The 16,768-nt window shown below is 65.6% G+C and carries 16 protein-coding genes; 7 read left to right on the forward strand and 9 right to left on the reverse strand.

The annotated features are described in order from the left end of the window. Positions 1-10: 10 nt before the first annotated feature. The 3 genes from ACZ1JS_RS04960 to ACZ1JS_RS04970 form a co-directional block, all read right to left on the reverse strand. Positions 11-670: a TadE/TadG family type IV pilus assembly protein gene (locus ACZ1JS_RS04960; RefSeq protein ID WP_465167969.1), complete on the reverse strand. Its 660-nt coding sequence runs from the start codon at positions 668-670 to the stop codon at positions 11-13. Between the two features lie 68 nt (positions 671-738). Then, positions 739-1,332, reverse strand: a complete 594-nt coding sequence (locus tag ACZ1JS_RS04965; RefSeq protein WP_465167970.1) for a TadE/TadG family type IV pilus assembly protein — start codon at positions 1,330-1,332, stop codon at positions 739-741. Further along, positions 1,329-3,344 (reverse strand): pilus assembly protein TadG-related protein, encoded by a 2,016-nt coding sequence (locus ACZ1JS_RS04970; protein WP_465167971.1) that lies wholly within the window; start codon positions 3,342-3,344, stop codon positions 1,329-1,331. Before ACZ1JS_RS04970 ends, ACZ1JS_RS04965 begins: the two co-directional genes overlap by 4 nt. Between ACZ1JS_RS04970 and ACZ1JS_RS04975 the strand changes: the two genes are divergently transcribed. The 4 genes from ACZ1JS_RS04975 to ACZ1JS_RS04990 are packed head-to-tail and all read left to right on the forward strand — an operon-like array spanning position 3,343 to position 6,770. After that, complete coding sequence (locus tag ACZ1JS_RS04975) at positions 3,343-3,981, forward strand: squalene/phytoene synthase family protein (protein WP_465167972.1); 639 nt, start codon at positions 3,343-3,345, stop codon at positions 3,979-3,981. The two genes, ACZ1JS_RS04970 and ACZ1JS_RS04975, sit on opposite strands and share 2 nt — an antisense overlap. Before the next feature lie 41 nt (positions 3,982-4,022). Then, on the forward strand, positions 4,023-4,484 hold the full coding sequence (locus tag ACZ1JS_RS04980) for an EF-hand domain-containing protein (RefSeq protein WP_465167973.1): 462 nt from the start codon (positions 4,023-4,025) through the stop codon (positions 4,482-4,484). Positions 4,485-4,516: 32 nt separating this feature from the next. Next, on the forward strand, positions 4,517-4,963 hold the full coding sequence (locus tag ACZ1JS_RS04985) for a MerR family transcriptional regulator (RefSeq protein WP_465167974.1): 447 nt from the start codon (positions 4,517-4,519) through the stop codon (positions 4,961-4,963). 4 nt (positions 4,964-4,967) lie between these two features. Then, positions 4,968-6,770, forward strand: coding sequence for an acyl-CoA dehydrogenase C-terminal domain-containing protein (locus tag ACZ1JS_RS04990; RefSeq protein WP_465167975.1), 1,803 nt, complete (start codon positions 4,968-4,970; stop codon positions 6,768-6,770). A 123-nt stretch (positions 6,771-6,893) separates the two neighbouring features. Here ACZ1JS_RS04990 and purC read toward each other — a convergent pair whose 3' ends face one another. From purC to ACZ1JS_RS05005, 3 genes are all read right to left on the reverse strand, one after another. Next, positions 6,894-7,673, reverse strand: a complete 780-nt coding sequence (purC, locus tag ACZ1JS_RS04995) for a phosphoribosylaminoimidazolesuccinocarboxamide synthase (RefSeq protein WP_055755990.1) — start codon at positions 7,671-7,673, stop codon at positions 6,894-6,896. 91 nt (positions 7,674-7,764) lie between these two features. Continuing rightward, the gene (locus ACZ1JS_RS05000; RefSeq protein ID WP_465167976.1) at positions 7,765-8,598 is read right to left on the reverse strand and encodes a hypothetical protein; all 834 of its coding nucleotides are present in this window, start codon (positions 8,596-8,598) and stop codon (positions 7,765-7,767) included. A 62-nt stretch (positions 8,599-8,660) separates the two neighbouring features. Continuing rightward, positions 8,661-9,527 (reverse strand): alpha/beta hydrolase, encoded by an 867-nt coding sequence (locus ACZ1JS_RS05005; RefSeq protein WP_465167977.1) that lies wholly within the window; start codon positions 9,525-9,527, stop codon positions 8,661-8,663. Between the two features lie 145 nt (positions 9,528-9,672). Here ACZ1JS_RS05005 and ACZ1JS_RS05010 point away from each other — a divergent pair, with 145 nt between their 5' ends. From ACZ1JS_RS05010 to ACZ1JS_RS05020, 3 genes are all read left to right on the forward strand, one after another. Continuing rightward, positions 9,673-10,254, forward strand: coding sequence for a TetR/AcrR family transcriptional regulator (locus ACZ1JS_RS05010; RefSeq protein WP_465167978.1), 582 nt, complete (start codon positions 9,673-9,675; stop codon positions 10,252-10,254). Positions 10,255-10,314: 60 nt separating this feature from the next. Next, a complete protein-coding gene (gene parC / locus ACZ1JS_RS05015; protein ID WP_465167979.1) occupies positions 10,315-12,567 on the forward strand; it encodes a DNA topoisomerase IV subunit A in 2,253 nt (750 codons plus the stop codon). A gap of 123 nt (positions 12,568-12,690) precedes the next feature. Beyond that, a complete protein-coding gene (locus ACZ1JS_RS05020) occupies positions 12,691-14,424 on the forward strand; it encodes a putative bifunctional diguanylate cyclase/phosphodiesterase (RefSeq protein WP_465167980.1) in 1,734 nt (577 codons plus the stop codon). Here the strand turns inward: ACZ1JS_RS05020 and ACZ1JS_RS05025 are convergent. The 3 genes from ACZ1JS_RS05025 to ACZ1JS_RS05035 are packed head-to-tail and all read right to left on the reverse strand — an operon-like array spanning position 14,394 to position 16,740. Beyond that, positions 14,394-15,599: a CCA tRNA nucleotidyltransferase gene (locus ACZ1JS_RS05025; protein ID WP_465167981.1), complete on the reverse strand. Its 1,206-nt coding sequence runs from the start codon at positions 15,597-15,599 to the stop codon at positions 14,394-14,396. The two genes, ACZ1JS_RS05020 and ACZ1JS_RS05025, sit on opposite strands and share 31 nt — an antisense overlap. Then, a complete protein-coding gene (locus ACZ1JS_RS05030; protein ID WP_465167982.1) occupies positions 15,590-16,180 on the reverse strand; it encodes a CoA pyrophosphatase in 591 nt (196 codons plus the stop codon). The genes ACZ1JS_RS05025 and ACZ1JS_RS05030 overlap by 10 nt, the downstream gene beginning before the upstream one ends. Further along, positions 16,177-16,740: a DUF1285 domain-containing protein gene (locus tag ACZ1JS_RS05035; RefSeq protein WP_465167983.1), complete on the reverse strand. Its 564-nt coding sequence runs from the start codon at positions 16,738-16,740 to the stop codon at positions 16,177-16,179. The genes ACZ1JS_RS05030 and ACZ1JS_RS05035 overlap by 4 nt, the downstream gene beginning before the upstream one ends. Positions 16,741-16,768: the final 28 nt, after the last annotated feature.

Consider the following 16,768-nt stretch of genomic DNA (forward strand, 5'->3'; position numbering starts at 1 on the left):
ATCGACCCCGTCACGTCGCGCTATACGCATCGCAGTAATAACGCGGCGCGGCGGGGTTCGGATTGTAGATCTGGTCGAAATTGCGCCGATCGCGCACGACGAACGCCGCCGTCGCATGAATGCGTGCCGATCCGCCGGGTAGCCACGCGGTACCGACGATCGGGCGATATTCGTAGTTCACTTCGATATACATGACGCCCGACCCGGTCGGCGACTGGACCTTGGGATCCTGGTCGCCCATGCCGTTCGGCATCTTCACTCCCGCATTCTGCGAACCGGTGCCGATGCCGTCGTCCCGGTCCATGGTGCCGTGGGTGCGATCGTAGCTGGAATCATAGTCGGGTCCGCTCATCAGGCCGATGCAGCGTTGCCAGTGCAGATATTGCTCGCCGCCCGAAGCCTGTTCGAGGCTGGAAATGGTGATCCGACCGCGCGTCGTCAGCTCGATCCGGTCGCCCTGTAGCCGGGTGGCGGTCAGCACGTCGTTGATATCGATCTCGCGCAACTGCTTGATGCTGTCGTTGTTCATGTCGCCGACGCGCGATGCGTTGTCGGCAAGGTTCTGCGCGATCTGATTGATGCGCATGGTGGTCAGCGCGAGGTTGGCCGTCTCCGTGGCATAGAGGCCGATGCCCAGAAGCACGGGCAGGCCAAGCGCGAATTCCAGCATGGCGACGCCACGCCGGTCGCGAAGCACGGAACGAGCAAGCAACCGAGGTACCGTCCGGGATGGTACGGTCATGGCAGGCACACGCGCGGTATCGAACGTACCGTCTGGCGAGCATAGGGCTGATTCTTCAGCAATGTGGAGGACTCGATCGTCAGCGTTGGGGAGAAGCCGAACAGTTCCGCGACCGGGAACGGGCGGGTATAGACGACACGCATCGTATAACGGGTTACGTCGTCGGCCCCACCCTGGCCGCTACGGGCCGGATTGGTGTCGTAGACGCCATTGCCATTGATATCGTCGAAGCAATCGCCCGAATCGAGCCTGCCATTGCCATTGCCGTCCTGGATCGGTTCGGGCTTGATCAACGCGAAGGCCGAATAGCTTTCGCGCGTCGACGTGAAGGTCGCGTTCTGTGCGAGGCTGCCGACCGCAGCCTTTACCTGATCGTCGATCGCCTGCTGGTCCGATGCGTTTTCCTCCAGCGTCGAATCGCGTCCGGCCTTCTGCACGGCGCCGTCGAGGATGGCCTGGACATAGGGTTGGTAGAGCAGGTCGCCGAGCCCCATGAGCAGCATCATGAGGACCGGCGCCAGCAGCGCGAATTCGATCACGCTGACGCCGCGGCGATCACGATACAGGCGGCGAGGCGCGCGCGCGATCATCGTGAAATCCGCAGCATGGCCACGGCCTGCGCGATCTTCTTGAACGCGTCGGACAACCCGCTGCCCGATGTGGTCGCCAGCGCCTGATCCGACGAAGAGGCGCAGCTTTTCAGTTCGGTAGTGCTGCTCATCCCGAGGGCGACCGTCCAAACGTCGATCCCCATCGCCCGCGCCTTGTCGCACAAAGCGAGGAAACGGGCATTGTGGTAGGACTTCAAATCGCTGTCGCCATCCGCGATGCGGCGGTCCCAGAATTCCATGCCGTACAGGCCATAGGTTGTGTCATAGGGACTCATGTCGCCGTCGGTGAGGAAGACGACGACCTGCTTCGCAGCCGGGCGAGTGCCTTGTCCGCCATTGTCGCTGGCGAATATCCCGTCGCGCGACAGTAACCGCAGCGCCCACAGCATGCCGGTATCGTGTTCGGTGCCCCCCGAGGGCGCAAAATCGGCGGCGTTGATATAGGTTCTTATCTGATCCCGGGACAGCGCCGACAAACGCTGCACGGGCTTGCCACAGCTTGCGTAGCCGGCTTTGAGATTGGGTTCGGAACCCACCCAATATTGCGCACTGGGTTCGCCATAACCGTACAACGTGCCGCGGTAGCTTCTGTTGTTGTAGTAGCGATAATAGGCGACTTCCGGCCATAGCGGCTGCCACCGGTCCTGCCCCGACGGTTTCAGCGTCGGATCGAGATTGGGGGGCAGTCGGTTGGCGTCGAACTGCCGCGAACCGGTGGTGCTTCGGTCGGTTTCCTCGACACAGCCGAGCCATGCGTTATCGGTCGGTTTGACCCGCGTCGGATTGCGGGCCGAAGCGGCGGACATATAGTCGCTGACATCGATCGAATAGGGCTCATATGCCCATATCGGGCCCAGCGACGACCGGATTTGGTCGCAACGTCCGTTATCGCTGTTCCATTCGCGCTTCGTAAGCGTGGCGTTGCCGTTCGAATCGAAGGTCAGACGGGTTTTCGGGTCCCGAACAGGCTCAAAGGCTTCGCAACTTTCCCGTGACGCTTTGACCGGATCGCTGTGCGAGTCATATTCATATTCGTCGATGATATGTCTGGTCTGATAGCTTGCGGTGTCATCGTGGCCGTTGCTGCCGACGAGGTAGCTGGCGGACATTGCACGGATCGCGGCGCCGGCATTCACGCCCGTGGCGTACGGCACGAAGCCATAACGAATGCGCGTGTTCGGTTGCTTCACCGACTCCATCGTATCGTAGAAATCGACGACCGCGGTCCGCAATGCCGCGATCCGCGAACCTTTCTTCTCCTTCAGCGCATAGCCTGTGCTGCCGGCATAGCCTGGCGTCGTATCGGCCGTCGAACTGCCTGGGCGATCGTAGCTGATCTGCTCGGCCTTGTACTTCGAACAATCCGACTGGCTGTCGCTCGGCAGGCATGCCATCGATCCGGTGGTGTCGAGGACGAACATGACGTCGGTATCGGCGATATCGAGACGCGCTTCGCATGCGACCGCCAGCGTCACGTCCGGCGCGCCGAACATCTTCATGATCGTCATCGGGACGACGACCTGCGCATCGCCGGCGACGCGGCTGTCGCCCGTGCGGCGCGGAGTGAACTTCGCATCGGTGATGCCGAGCCAGCCATTGGCGACGTTGCTGAGGAAGAACGCGTTGGCTTGCTTCGTCGCCTTTTCGTCCAGCGTCGTGCCCTGGGTGTCGTCCATGAACTTGCGGCCGGCCAGGACGCCTGCGTCGCACGCCTGTTGCAGCCGGTTCTTGACCATGTAGACCCGGGCGACGTCGACGGCGGACCCGCCGAGCGCGGTGATGGGAATGAGCGCGATCGCCATCATGGCCAGGGTGCTGCCACGGCGATCCCGCGCCAGTCGCGTCAGAAGGCCATCTGGACACCGATCATGCCGTCGCCCGTTCATTCTGTGCCCGCCCGTCCTGCTCACACCGCGAAACCGCAATTCCCTGATTTGCATCGCAGGTTGGGGTTGACGGGCGGTTAAGACACGGCTTGGGACGGTGACCATGGAGACCGATCCCGAACGCAGTCTCGCTCTCGCCTACGCCCCCGACGATGGGCGGCGGGCGGCGCTGTCGGCGCTGCTCGCGCTCGACGCTGCGCTGGCCGATGTCGTGCGTACCACGACCCAGCCTGCGATCGGACAGATCCGGCTGGCATGGTGGCGCGAGCAGCTGGCGAACCTCGACCATGCGCCGCCGCCGGCGATGCCGGTCCTGGCCATGCTTGCCGACACCGTGTTGCCGCGCGGTGTGACCGGCACCGCGCTGGCGAAGGTGGTCGAGGGGTGGGAAGTGCTGATCGAGGAGGAAACGCTCGATCGCGACGCGCTGGACCGGTTCGGGGCGGAGCGGGGCGGGCAGTTGTTCCGCCAGGCGGCAGCGATCCTCGGCGGGGATGCCGGACGGGCGGCGACGCTGGGGCAGGGATGGGCGCTGGTCGATCTGATGCGGCATCTCGACGACACGCGTGTTGCCGAGACGGCGGGTACGCTCGCCCGGGAAGCGCTGGTGATGGGCTTGCACGGCGTCGCCCGGCCGCTGGGCCTGCTGGCACTGTCCGCCCGGCTCGATCTGGCACAGGTCGCGCCCGGCGGCCCGAAGCGCGCGGCGCGGCTGGCCTGGTTCGGGCTTGCCGGCCGATAGGGGCTGTCCGATACAGGCCACGGGCAGCTTGGGGGGTAGCGATGTGGCGGTTCCTGGCCGGGGTTGGGTCGGCATTGGCGCTGGTCGCGGTGGGACTGTTCCTGTTCCGGGGGGACGCTGCCACCGAGAAGCTGCCGCCACCGCCTGCGCCGCCTGCCATCGGCCAGACCGCCGACCCGGAAGTTCCCGAACCGCCCGCCGCAACGGCGCGGACGCGCGAGCAAAAGCGCTTCGATCGCTATGACAAGGACCGCGACGGCCGCATCACTCGCGATGAATATCTGGCGTCGCGGCGCAAGGCCTATGCGAAGCTCGACACCAATGGCGACGGGCGGCTGAGCTTCGACGAATGGGCGGCCAAGACCACGACGAAGTTCGCGACCGCCGACAAGGGGCGCGACGGCGTGCTGGACGCCGCCGAGTTCGCGACGACGGCGGTCAAACGCAAGCCGGCGAAGCGGGCCGACTGTCCGCCGGCATCGCCCCCTGCCGACGATAGTTGACGTTCACGTCAACGTAAACTAGTATCGTGGACATGATCGCTGCAACCGCTTCATCGTCCGAGTCGTCCGGGGAAGCCGATCGCTTCTCGATCACCGACCTGTGCGGCGAGTTCGGCGTGACCGCCCGCGCGCTGCGCTTCTACGAGGATGAGGGGCTGATCGCGCCCGAACGACGCGGCCTGTCGCGCATCTATTCGCAGCGCGACCGGGCGCGGCTGGCGTGGATCCTGCGCGGCAAGCGGGTCGGGTTCAGCCTCGCCGACATTCGCGAGATGATCGACCTGTACGATATCGGCGATGGCCGTGTCGTCCAGCGGCAGGTGACGGTCCAGAAGTGCCGCGACCGGATCGCGTTGCTTGAAAATCAGCGGCGCGACATCGATGCCGCCATCGCCGAACTCAGCGACTTCGTGATCACCATCGAAGCGCTGCCGAACCAGACCGCCCCGTCAGAGGGCGCATCCCCGGAGAAGGATTGACCCGATGCCCAGCTATACGCCGCCGGTCCGCGATACCCGCTTCATTCTCGACCACGTCCTCAAGATCGGCGACCATGCCGCGCTGCCTGGCTTCGCCAATGCCACGCCCGACACGGTCGAGGCGGTGCTGGAAGAGGGCGGCCGGTTCGTCGCGGAGGTGCTGTTCCCGCTGAACGCTTCGGGAGACCAGCAGGGTTGTACGCGTCACGCCGATGGCAGCGTGACGACGCCGGACGGGTTCAAGGACGCCTATCGCCAGTTCGTCGAATCGGGCTGGGGGACGTTGTCGGCACCCGAGCAGTTCGGCGGGCAGGCGATGCCGCATGTCGTGGCGACCGCGTTCGAGGAATATCTGATTTCCGCCAACATGGCGTTTGCGATGTATCCGGGGCTGACGCACGGCGCGATCGCCGCGCTGCTGGTGAAGGGCAGCCCCGAGCAGCAGGCGATGTATGTGCCTAAAATGGTGTCGGGCGAATGGGGCGGCACCATGAACCTGACCGAACCGCAATGCGGCACCGACCTCGGCCTCATCAAGACGCGCGCCGTGCCGAACGACGACGGGTCATGGGCGATTACCGGTACCAAGATCTTCATCTCGTCGGGCGAGCATGACCTGACCGAGAACATCATCCACCTCGTCCTTGCCAAGACGCCTGGTGCGCCGGAAAGCTCGAAGGGCATTTCGCTGTTCGTCGTGCCCAAGTTCCTGGTGAATGACGACGGTTCGTTGGGCGAACGCAATCCGGTCACCTGCGGATCGATCGAGCACAAAATGGGCATCCATGCCAATTCGACCTGCGTCATGAACTATGACGGCGCGAAGGGCTGGCTGGTCGGCGAGGAGATGAAGGGGCTCGCCGCGATGTTCATCATGATGAACGCGGCGCGCCTCGGCGTCGGGTTGCAGGGGTTGGGGGTTGCCGAGACCGCCTACCAGAACGCGGTGATCTATGCCGGCGACCGGCGGCAGGGGCGGGCGCTGACCGGCCCGGCGCAACCGGACGAAAAGGCCGACACGCTGTTCGTCCATCCCGACGTCCGCCGGATGCTGATGGAGGGCAAGGCGCTGACCGAAGGGTTGCGCGCATTGTGCCTGTGGGGGGCGTTGCAGGTCGATCTCGCCCATATGAGTGAGGATGCGGCGACGCGCGAACTGGCCGACGATCTGGTGTCGCTGCTGACCCCGGTCATCAAGGGCTATGGCACCGACAAGGGTTATGACGTCGCGACCAATGCGCAGCAGGTCTATGGCGGGCATGGCTACATCGCCGAATGGGGCATGGAGCAATATGTGCGCGATGCCCGGATCGCGATGATCTACGAAGGCACCAATGGCGTGCAGGCGATGGATCTGGTCGGGCGCAAGCTGGCGCAGAATGGTGGCCGGGCGATTCAGCATTTCTTCCGCATCGTCGGTGAGGAGATTGCGACTGCAAAGGGTGCGGACGCGACGCGCGACTTCGCCGAGCGGCTGGAGCGGGGCCTGAAGGATCTTCAGGCGGCGACGATGTGGTTCATGGGCAATGGCATGCAGAACCCGAACCATGTCGGCGCGGGCGCGCATTCGTACATGCACATCATGGGAATCGTCGCCACTGGCCTGATGTGGCTGCGGATGCTGACCGCTGCCGAGGCGCTGTCGGCCTCGGGCGAGGGCGATCCGAAATTCGTCGAGGGCAAGCGGGTGACCGCGCGCTTCTATGCCGAGCGGATCATTCCGGATACCGGCGCCCTGCGGCGCAAGATCGAGGGTGGCGCCGATGCGGTGATGGCACTCGATCCGGCACTGTTCGCGCGAGGGTAATCGTGCCTTCATGCGTACCCCCGCGCAGGCGGGGGTCCAGGGTCAAAGGCGATGCCGTATCGTTTGCCGCTCTGGACCCCCGCCTGCGCGGGGGTACGTGTTGGTTGTCGGGGCTATTTCGCCTTATTTCTCACGCTTCTTGCGATGGGTTTCCAGATCGAGCACCGCCGAATCCGCACCCTCCGGCAACAGGCCCAGCCGCCGCGCGACTTCCTGATAGGCCTCGACCTCGCCGCCCAGATCGCGGCGGAAGCGATCCTTGTCGAGCTTCTCGTTGGTGGTCATGTCCCACAGGCGGCAACCATCGGGGCTGATTTCGTCGGCCAGGATGATCCGGCTGAAATCATTGTCCCAGATGCGCCCGAATTCGAGCTTGAAGTCGACCAGTCGGATGTTGATCGCCGCGAACATGCCGGACAGGAAGTCGTTCACGCGGATCGCCATGTCGGCCATCTCGTGCAGTTCGTCCTGCGCCGCCCAGCCGAAGCAAAGGATATGTTCGTCCGATACCATCGGATCGCCGAGCGCATCGTCCTTGTAATAATATTCGATGATGGTGCGGGGAAGCTGCTGGCCCTCTTCGATACCCAGCCGCTTGCTGATCGAACCGGCGGCGACGTTGCGCACCACCACCTCGATGGGCACGATCTCGACCTGCCGGATCAGCTGCTCGCGCATGTTCAGCCGGCGGATGAAGTGGGTCGGCACGCCGATATTGCCGAGCAGCGTGAAGACATGCTCGGAAATCCGGTTGTTCAGCACGCCCTTGCCGTTGATCGTACCCTTTTTCTGGGCGTTGAAGGCGGTGGCGTCGTCCTTGAAATACTGGATCAGCGTACCCGGTTCCGGACCCTCGTACAGGATCTTTGCCTTGCCTTCGTAGATCTGGCGGCGGCGAGCCATGCGATTCCCTTCGACGAAACTACCCGGCCGCCGATGTTCCGGCGACCGGTGGATAAAGCCGCCGCATAGCGGAAGGGGACCGGCCGCGCAATCAGGCGGCGGGCGCACGCCGTCGCACGAACCGCCGTCCGGCAAGGAACAGTCCGGCTACAATCGCCGCCAACGATATCGGCGGCAGCAGCAGTCCAAGCAGGTTGAGCAGCGTGCTGAACGTCACGCCGGCCGACCAGCCGAGTAGTTCGCCGGCCTGGGTCAGCGGCGATGGCGTTTCAAAGCCCGGTGCGGCGTTGCCCGACTCGTAATGGAACGCGACCGGCGTGGCATTCAGGAGCGCGCGTTGCCCGGCCGCCTGCGCATCGACGTCCCGGATTGTCCGCGCCAGATCGGCACGCTGCCGTTCGAGCTCGGCTGCGGTCGAACGGTTGCCGTCGGCGATCCGCTTCTCGACGATGGCGCGTTTGGCAACGGCGGCGCTGCGCGCGGTTCTGGCAGCGTCGATGGTTGCGCCGACGTTCTCGCCGCTGACGTTGACGCTTTGCACGCCGCCTTCGCTCCGCTCAATTACGGCTATCGCATCCCGGCCGAAGCTGCGCGCGAGGGCGGGGACGATGCTGAACTGGAGATCGGCGGTGACGTTGTTCTTCGGCGAGCGGAGATAACGCATCCCGGTAATCCGGCACCGGTCCGGACCCAGCCGCTCGCACGCCTCGGCATGGCGTTCCTGTGCCGCCGCGATCCGCTGCGCCGGCAGGCGAAACGCATAGTCGTACCGGAAGGCGACGCCCGGCGCGGCGGTCACTTCGACGCCCGGCGGAACATCCTGCTCGGTCGATCCCGTTTCGCTGGCGGTATCGGACCGACCGCAACCGGCAAGCGTAGCGGAGACGGCGGCCATGATGATGAAGGTCGAACGTGAACGGGTCATCGACAACTCCTGCCTTATTTGCGGCCACAATAAGGCAGAAATAAGGCAGGAGCAATCTTGCACTATTCGATGGGTCGAGCGGTCGATAACGCGTCCTGGATCGCGGCTTTGGCGGCGGCCCATGCTGGCGTTCCCGGTGCGATCAATTCGACATGACCGGCATCATTGATGCGATGCTGCCGGACCTGATCGCCGGCCGCTTGGGCTGCTGCCGCGAAGGCGGGGGCCATTCGTGCCGGAACGATGCGGTCCTGCGCGCCGTCGATCAGGTCGATCGGCACCCCGACCGGCAGCAATTCGACGACCGATGTGTCGGCGAAGCGGTTCGGCCGGTCGCCGCCGACCAGTTGCGCGATGACGTCGGTCCCGCAACCATTGTCGGGACTGGCTTCGACCGCGGCGAGATCGGGCAGGCCGCCGAGGCTGACGACATGCGCGATCGGCAACGGGTCGCCGGCCGCGAGGGGGCTTTGCGACGGAAGGCGGCGGCGTGCCGCCAGCCAGAGCGCCAGATGCCCGCCTGCCGAATGCCCGACCGCGACGATCCGTTCGACATTCAGCCGGCAGGTGTCGGCATGGTCGCGCAAGAGGTCGGCCGCCGCAGCCGCGTCGCGAAACGTTCCCGGATAGCCGCCGCCGTCGCGGTCGACGCCGCGATAGTCGATGTTCCATACCGCAATGCCGGCATCGCGCAGGTCCGCAGCGATCCAGTCCATCAGTCGTCGATCGGCGATCGAGCTTTGCCAGCAGCCACCATGCACCATCAGCACCGTCGGCCAGCGCCCGACCGGATCGCCGGCCGGAAGCCACAGATCCACCACCTGCAATTGATCTGTGCCATAGCGAAACATCGTATCGGGCTGAGCACGCGGTCTGGCCGTCAGGTCTGACCAGCTAAGCGGGGTCCACACGGAGACGGGTTCGTTCATTACGGGTTCTCCAGCCTTTGGATGTCGCAAACGTACGGAACGGAGAGAATCGTATAATAAAAGTCGCGCATCCGAATTAATTTGGTCTAAGGAGCCAATGGGGAAGAGAATGGCGGGCATCTGCCGGCCGCAAAGGGGCGTTACCGTGGGTAGAACTCGTACCATCGAGCGTGACAAGCTATTGGATGCCGCCGAGGCGGTGACGCTGGACAAGGGGCCGGCCGGCCTGACCATCGCTGCCGTCGCCGAGCAGATGGGCATCACCAATGGCGGCGTGCAATATAGTTTCCGCAGCAAGGAATCGCTGATCGCCGCGATGTTCGAACGCTGGCAGGAGGAATATGCGGAGCGTATCGCCGAACTGGGCGCCAGCGATCCCACCGGCCCGTGTGCCGTGCGCAAGCATATCGATTATGCCGCCGACTATGCCGACCGCTCGCGGCGTGGCGCGCCCAGTCTGTTGGTGACGCTGCTCAATTCGCCGCAGCATATGACGCTGGTTCGCAAATGGTATCGCGATCGTGTCGACCTGATCGACGTGACCGGCGAACGCGGCCGTCGCCTCCGGCTGGCATTCCTTGCGATGGAAGGGGCGTTCCTGATGCGCCTGTTCGGCCTGATGGAGATGGATGACGCCGAATGGCAGTCGATCGTCGCCGATGTCGTCGCTTTGGCCGATGGCGAGCCGGGACAGGATGGGGCGAAGCTGGGACGCGCAGCCGCCTGATCCCGGTTCGTTCCATTTCGCCCCTCGCAGGAGCGCGGTTCCCCTGCTATCGCGGTCGCGATGGCAAGTGAACTGACCGATCCTTCGACGCCGATCGGCGTCTTCGACGCACCGTTCGACAGCGCTTTGTCCGAGCGCTATCTCGTCTATGCGCTGTCGACGATCACCGCCCGGTCGCTGCCCGATGTGCGCGACGGGCTGAAACCGGTGCATCGCCGGCTGCTCTGGGCGATGCGGTTGCTCAAGCTCGACCCGGCATCGGGGTATAAGAAGTGCGCGCGCGTCGTCGGCGACGTGATCGGCAAATACCATCCGCATGGCGATCAGTCGGTCTATGACGCGATGGTCCGCCTCGCGCAGGATTTCGCGCTGCGTTATCCGCTGGTCGACGGGCAGGGCAATTTCGGCAATATCGATGGCGATAACGCCGCCGCCTATCGCTATACCGAGGCGCGGCTGACCCAGGTCGCGATCGACCTGATGGCTGGCCTCGACGAAGATGCGATCGATTTCCGCCCTACTTATAATGGCGAGGAGCAGGAGCCGGAGCTGTTCCCCGGCATGTTCCCCAACCTGCTGGCCAATGGCGCCAGCGGCATCGCGGTCGGCATGGCGACCAGCGTGCCGCCGCACAACGCCGCCGGGCTGTTCGAGGCGGCGATCATCCTGGTCGACCAGCCCGAAGCGGACGATGCGGCCGTGCTTGCCCATGTCCGCGGTCCCGACTTTCCGACCGGCGGTATCGTCGCCGATCCGCCCGCCGCGATCCGCGAGGCCTATGCCACGGGTCGGGGCGGCTTCCGGGTCCGTGCCCGTCACCTGATCGAGCGGGAGAAGGGCGGCGGCTGGCAGATCGTCGTGACTGAAATTCCGTACGGCGTGCAGAAGGGCAAGTTGATCGAACAGATCGCCGCGCTCATTAACGACAAGAAGCTGCCGATCCTGACCGATGTTCGCGACGAATCGGATGCCGAGATCCGCATCGTCCTCGAACCGCGCAGCCGTACCGTCGATCCGCAGGTGCTGATGGACGGGCTGTTCCGGCTGACCGACCTCGAATCGCGCGTGCCGCTCAACCTCAACGTGCTCGACAAGGACCGCACCCCGCGCGTGATGTCGCTGCGCGAGGCGTTGAAGGCATGGGTCGACCATCAGTTCGTGGTGCTGCGTCGCCGCAGCGAACATCGGCTCGCCAAGATCGCCGACCGGATCGAACTGCTCGACGGCTATCTCGCCGCCTATCTGAACCTCGACCGGGTGATCGCGATCATCCGTACCGAGGATGAACCGAAGCCCGTGCTGATGGCAGAGTTCGGCCTGACCGACCGGCAGGCCGAAGCGATCCTGAACATGCGGCTGCGATCGTTGCGCAAGCTGGAGGAGATGGAAATCCGCGGCGAGCGTGCCAAGCTGGAAAAGGAGCAGGCCGAACTGACGCTGCTGCTGTCGAGCGAAGCACGGCAGCGCACGCGGATGAAGCGCGACCTGTCAAAGATGCGCGACCGTTATGGCAGCGAGACGGCGCTTGGCCGGCGCCGTACCGCGATCGAGGAAGCCGCCCCGGCGCGCGAAATTCCGGCAGAGGCGATGATCGAGCGCGAGCCGCTGACCGTCATCCTGTCGCAACGCGGCTGGGTGCGGGCGCTCAAGGGCCATGTCGACCTTGCCTCCGCCGATACCGCGCGGTTCAAGGAGGGCGACGGTCCGGCCTTCGCCTTCCACGCGCACACCACCGACAAGCTGCTGCTGACCACCGATGGCGGGCGTTTCTACACGCTGGGCGCCGACAAGCTGCCCGGCGGGCGCGGCTTCGGTGAGCCGGTGCGGGCGATGATCGACCTCGACGGCGATGCCCGGATTGTCGCGCTGCTGCGCGCGGCGACGTCCGACCGGCTGCTGCTGGCAGCGACCGATGGACGCGGCTTCGCAGTGAGGGTCGCCGATGTGCTCGCCGAAACACGCAAGGGCAAGCAGGTGATGGCGCCCCGACCGGGCGCGAAGTTGAAGGTCGTACGGCCGATCGCGGCCGAAGACGATTATGTCGCGGCGATCGGCGACAACCGTAAGCTGGTGCTGTTCCCGCTTTCCGAACTCGCGGAAATGGCGCGCGGGCAGGGGGTCCAGTTGCAGCGGTTCCGCGATGGTGGCCTGTCGGACGCCCGCACGTTGCGTTTCGCCGATGGGCTTAGCTGGACGATGGGCGGCGAGACCGGGCGGATCCGCACCGAAGGCGACTTGGCGCCCTGGCGCGCGGCCCGCGGTGCCGCCGGGCGGATGCCGCCCAACGGTTTTCCGCGCGACAACCGGTTCTGACCTACCGCTCGGTTCGGCACGGCGGACAATTCCGGGCTGGTTCAGTGCGTTCGCGCATCATCCTTTGGAATCGTTTGCCAGACTTCAGAAGCTTTTAACCACTCTCGCCCTATAGCGAAGCAAATGGCTTTCGGTCGGCAGTTCCTTTCCGCGTTCAAGGCGCATCCGTTTCCGGACGATCCCGCTGCCGTCCGGGTCGAACCTGCCTATGTGCCGGGCACATCGGACGGGCCCGATCCGGGGGCGCTCGACCTGATCCCGGCGCCGACCGCGATCGCGCAGCTGGTCGAGGGACGGTTGGTGTTCATTGCCAGCAATGTCGCGTTTCGCGCCGCCGGTTTCGTCGGAGCGGGGCAGGCGGCACTGCTCGGCGGCATCGGCGAACAGATCGCGACGTTCCTGCAATCGACCGAAACGCGCTGCCGCCTGTCGCTGCAGGTCGGCGATTCGGTCGACAGCCGCTATTATGACGTCACGCTGGCCCGCCGGCCCGAGGCTGTCGCGCTGGCGCGCTGCCTGATCACCCTGCTCGACCAGACCGCCGAACAGCGTACCGAGGCGAGCCTGCGGCGCGAGATGAACACCGATTCGCTGACCGGTCTCGCCAACCGCATGGGGTTCGGCGATCTGGTCGACGAACGGATATCGGGCGGAAACCGCGCCCGCTATGCCGTTCTGGCGATCAATCTCGACCGGTTCAGCCGCGTCAACGCCTGTATGGGATCGCTGTCGGGCGACGAACTGCTGATTTCGGTCGCGCGCCGGTTGAAGGGCGTGTTGCGCGGGTGCGACGTGCTGGCGCGGACCGGGGGCGATGAATTCGCGGTGTTGCTGATGCTGCGCGAGGGGCCGGACGATGCGATGCTGGTCGCCGGGCGGCTGCAACAGGCGCTGGTGCAACCGTTCCAGCTGTCCGATTTCAGTATCCGGGTCGACTGTTCGATCGGCATCGCGCTGGGCGAGGATGCCGAGGACGAGGCGGAAGACCTCATCCGCCATGCGCAGTTCGCGCTCAAGCGGTCGAAGCGTACCGGCCAGACCGAAATCTATCGCCCGCATCTGTTCGACATCGTCCGCAGCCAGTTTTCGATCGAAACCCGCCTGCGCAGCGCGTTGGAGGAGGGGCAGCTTCGGCTGGCGTTCCAGCCGATCTACGACCTGTCGAACGGCCGCATCAACAGCTTCGAGGCGCTGGCCCGGTGGCGGACGCCGGATGGACAGGACATCTCGCCGGTCGAATTCATTCCCGTGGCCGAGGAATCGGGCCTGATCGTGCCGCTCGGCCGCTGGGCGATGGACGAAGCCGCACGGACGCTGGCGCTGTGGGACCGCCAGTGGGGCGGACAGTGCGGCGCCAAGATGGCGGTGAACCTGTCCGCGGTGCAGCTACAGCGTGACGATATCGCCGCGATGTTCGCCGATGTGCTGGCGCGACACGACATGCCCGGCAGCCGGTTCACCATCGAATTGACCGAGAGCGCGTTCATCGTCGACCCCGACCGGACGTTGCAGACGATGCTGGCGCTGAAGGAAATGCACGCTACGATCGCGATGGACGATTTCGGTACCGGCTATTCGAACCTCGCCTATCTGCAGAAGCTGCCGATCGACAAGCTCAAGATCGACCGCAGTTTCGTCTCGGGCATGCTCGCCGATCGCGACAAGGTCGCGATCGTCCGCGCGATCCTGAGCTTGGCGCAGGCGCTCGGCATGCGGACTACCGCCGAAGGGATCGAGACGCAGGAACTCGAACAGACGCTCGTCGCGCTCGGCTGCGCCTTCGGTCAGGGCTATTTCTATTCGAAGCCGATCGAGGCCGATGCGGCCTATGCGATGCTGGTCGCGCGCAACGCCTGACCGACGACCTCGTCGGCGATGATGCCGGTACGCGCGGCGTCCGGGAACCCTTCCGCGATCCAGCGATCCTCTACCGCCCGCAACGCCTTTGCCACATCGGGGCCGCGCGCAAGGCCGCGTTCGACCATCGCCCCGCCCGACAGCGGCAGGGAAGGGCGGGTCCAGTCGACCAGATCCGCCGCCGCCTCGACCTCCCCCAACAGCAGCAACCGGTCGATCGCACTTTCCACGCCCAGCCGATATCCCAGCGCCCGTGGCGGCTGTGCGGCGTCCTCGCCCAACGCGGTCGCGACGCGCTTGCGATGAGCATTCGACAATTTCAGCCGCGCGGTAACCGCTTCGGCATTGCCGGTGCGAAGCAGCGCCGCAAGCCGGCGGATCGGATCGGGTGCGATGGCGGCGGTCGCTTCGCTGGCGGCCAGCGCGGCGAGACGCTCGACCGCCGCGGCATCGATCTCCGGCAGGACCGGGGTCCAGATGCCATGCTCGACCATCAACCGCATCACCGCGACGGCATCGCGCGCGACCAGCAGTTTGAGCAGTTCATCGGCGATTCGTTCGCGCGACAGCGCCATCAGGTCGTTGGCCCGGTCGATACATGCGGCCAGACCTTCGGCATCGGGCGCATCGCCGAACCGTGCGAGGAAGCGAAAGAAGCGCAGGATGCGCAGATGATCCTCGGCGATACGCTGCAACGGATCGCCGATGAACCGCACCCGGCCGGCGCGCAGATCGGCGATGCCGTCGAAATAATCGTGCAGCGCGTGGACCTGCATATCGGCATAAAGGGCGTTCATGGTGAAGTCGCGCCGCGCGGCATCGGCCTGCCAATCGTCGGTGAAGGCGACCTCGGCGTGGCGTCCGTCGGTGGTCACGTCGTGGCGCAGCGTCGTCACTTCGACGACGGTGCCGTCGGCGACCGCGGTGATCGTGCCGTGCGCGATGCCGGTCGGCACCGCCTTGATCCCCGCTGCCTCCAGTCGGCGCACGACCTCCTGCGGCGGATGGATCGTCGCGACGTCGATGTCGGACACCGGCAGTCCCAGCAACGTGTCGCGCACCGCCCCGCCGACATAGCGCGCCGCGCCGTCGCCCGCGCCCAGCGCTTCGGCCAGCCGGTCGAGGCCCGGACGTTGCATCCAGTCGGCATCGGGGAGCGTGTCGGTCAGGGCCATGTCAGTCGTCGCGCCAGATTGAGGATCATCGCCGCCGTCGCACCCCAGATGCGGCGCTCGTCGAAGATCAGTTCGTAGTAAAATCGCTCGGTGCCCTCGTGCCAGCGACTGCCGACCGAAAAATTGTTGGCATCGAGCAACAGTCGCAACGGCACCTCGAAGATCGCCTCGACCTCCAGCGGGGCCGGGACCAGCGGCAGGTCGGCCGGCACCGTCGCCAGCACCGGTACGACCTCGAACCCGGTCACGGTATGATAACGGTCGAGCGTCGCCACCACCGTCGCTGCCGAGGTCGGCAACGCGATCTCCTCCGCCGCCTCGCGCAGCGCCGCCGCCACCGGGCCGCCGTCCGCCGGATCGATGCTGCCGCCGGGAAACGCCACCTGCCCGGCATGGGTGCGTAGATCGCCGGTCCGCTGGGTCAGCAATATGCCGGGTTCGTCACGCTCGGTCACCGCGATCAGCACCGCCGCCGCCCGCCATCCGCTCGCCGGCATCGGCGCCGCGCCGTTCAGGTCGCCGGTCAGCAGTGCCTCGGCCGGGTCCGCCAGCCGCGCGCGCAGCCGGTCGGCCAGCGTCATGCCGGTTCGAACGGGAAGAACGCGCCCTCGCTCCACAGCCCGCGCCGCCCGTCCGGTCCGGTCGTCAACCGCTCGACCAGTTCATAAAAGACCGGCCGCGCGATCAGCGCGTCCATGCCGCCGCGCACGCGCAGATAGGGGCGCGGTGCTGCGTCGCTTCCCTCGATACGGATGACATGATCCGCATCGGCCACCACCAGTTCGTCGGTGTTCAGCCGGAACGCGATTCGCCCCTGTTCGCCCTCACCCGACAGCTTCGCCTCGACCGCGACGAACGGGGCGTCGTCGACCACGATCGACAGTTTCTCGACCGGAGTCACCAGGACGTATGATCCGTCGTCCTCACGCCGCAGGATCGTCGAAAACAACCGCACCATTTCGGCGCGCGTGATCGCGCTGCCTTGATGATACCAGCTGCCATCGGCCGCGATCCGCATCTCGCTGTCGCCGCAATGGGTCGGGTTCCAGCGTTCGACCGGCGGCAATTTGGCTTCGGCGGCAAGGCGGGCGACCTCGGCGAGCGAGAGCGAGGCGAAATCGGCGGGAGGCTGCATCGGCATGGCCGTCCGTTAGCTTGGACCGCGCGCC

The organism is Sphingomonas sp. BL-S-05 (assembly GCF_055521695.1).

Bases quoted from the DNA above. Each gene is read 5' to 3' on its own strand.
- ACZ1JS_RS05030 (WP_465167982.1), bottom strand. From the start codon at position 16,180: ATGACGCTGGCCGACCGGCTGCGCGCGCGGCTGGCGGACCCGGCCGAG.
- ACZ1JS_RS04990 (WP_465167975.1), top strand. From the start codon at position 4,968: ATGCCCAGCTATACGCCGCCGGTCCGCGATACCCGCTTCATTCTCGAC.
- ACZ1JS_RS04965 (WP_465167970.1), bottom strand. From the start codon at position 1,332: ATGATCGCGCGCGCGCCTCGCCGCCTGTATCGTGATCGCCGCGGCGTC.
- ACZ1JS_RS05035 (WP_465167983.1), bottom strand. From the start codon at position 16,740: ATGCCGATGCAGCCTCCCGCCGATTTCGCCTCGCTCTCGCTCGCCGAG.
- ACZ1JS_RS05025 (WP_465167981.1), bottom strand. From the start codon at position 15,599: ATGGCCCTGACCGACACGCTCCCCGATGCCGACTGGATGCAACGTCCG.
- ACZ1JS_RS04975 (WP_465167972.1), top strand. From the start codon at position 3,343: ATGGAGACCGATCCCGAACGCAGTCTCGCTCTCGCCTACGCCCCCGAC.
- ACZ1JS_RS05020 (WP_465167980.1), top strand. From the start codon at position 12,691: ATGGCTTTCGGTCGGCAGTTCCTTTCCGCGTTCAAGGCGCATCCGTTT.
- ACZ1JS_RS04970 (WP_465167971.1), bottom strand. From the start codon at position 3,344: ATGGTCACCGTCCCAAGCCGTGTCTTAACCGCCCGTCAACCCCAACCT.
- ACZ1JS_RS04985 (WP_465167974.1), top strand. From the start codon at position 4,517: ATGATCGCTGCAACCGCTTCATCGTCCGAGTCGTCCGGGGAAGCCGAT.
- ACZ1JS_RS05000 (WP_465167976.1), bottom strand. From the start codon at position 8,598: ATGACCCGTTCACGTTCGACCTTCATCATCATGGCCGCCGTCTCCGCT.
- ACZ1JS_RS04980 (WP_465167973.1), top strand. From the start codon at position 4,023: ATGTGGCGGTTCCTGGCCGGGGTTGGGTCGGCATTGGCGCTGGTCGCG.
- ACZ1JS_RS05005 (WP_465167977.1), bottom strand. From the start codon at position 9,527: ATGAACGAACCCGTCTCCGTGTGGACCCCGCTTAGCTGGTCAGACCTG.
- parC (WP_465167979.1), top strand. From the start codon at position 10,315: ATGGCAAGTGAACTGACCGATCCTTCGACGCCGATCGGCGTCTTCGAC.
- ACZ1JS_RS04960 (WP_465167969.1), bottom strand. From the start codon at position 670: ATGCTGGAATTCGCGCTTGGCCTGCCCGTGCTTCTGGGCATCGGCCTC.
- purC (WP_055755990.1), bottom strand. From the start codon at position 7,673: ATGGCTCGCCGCCGCCAGATCTACGAAGGCAAGGCAAAGATCCTGTAC.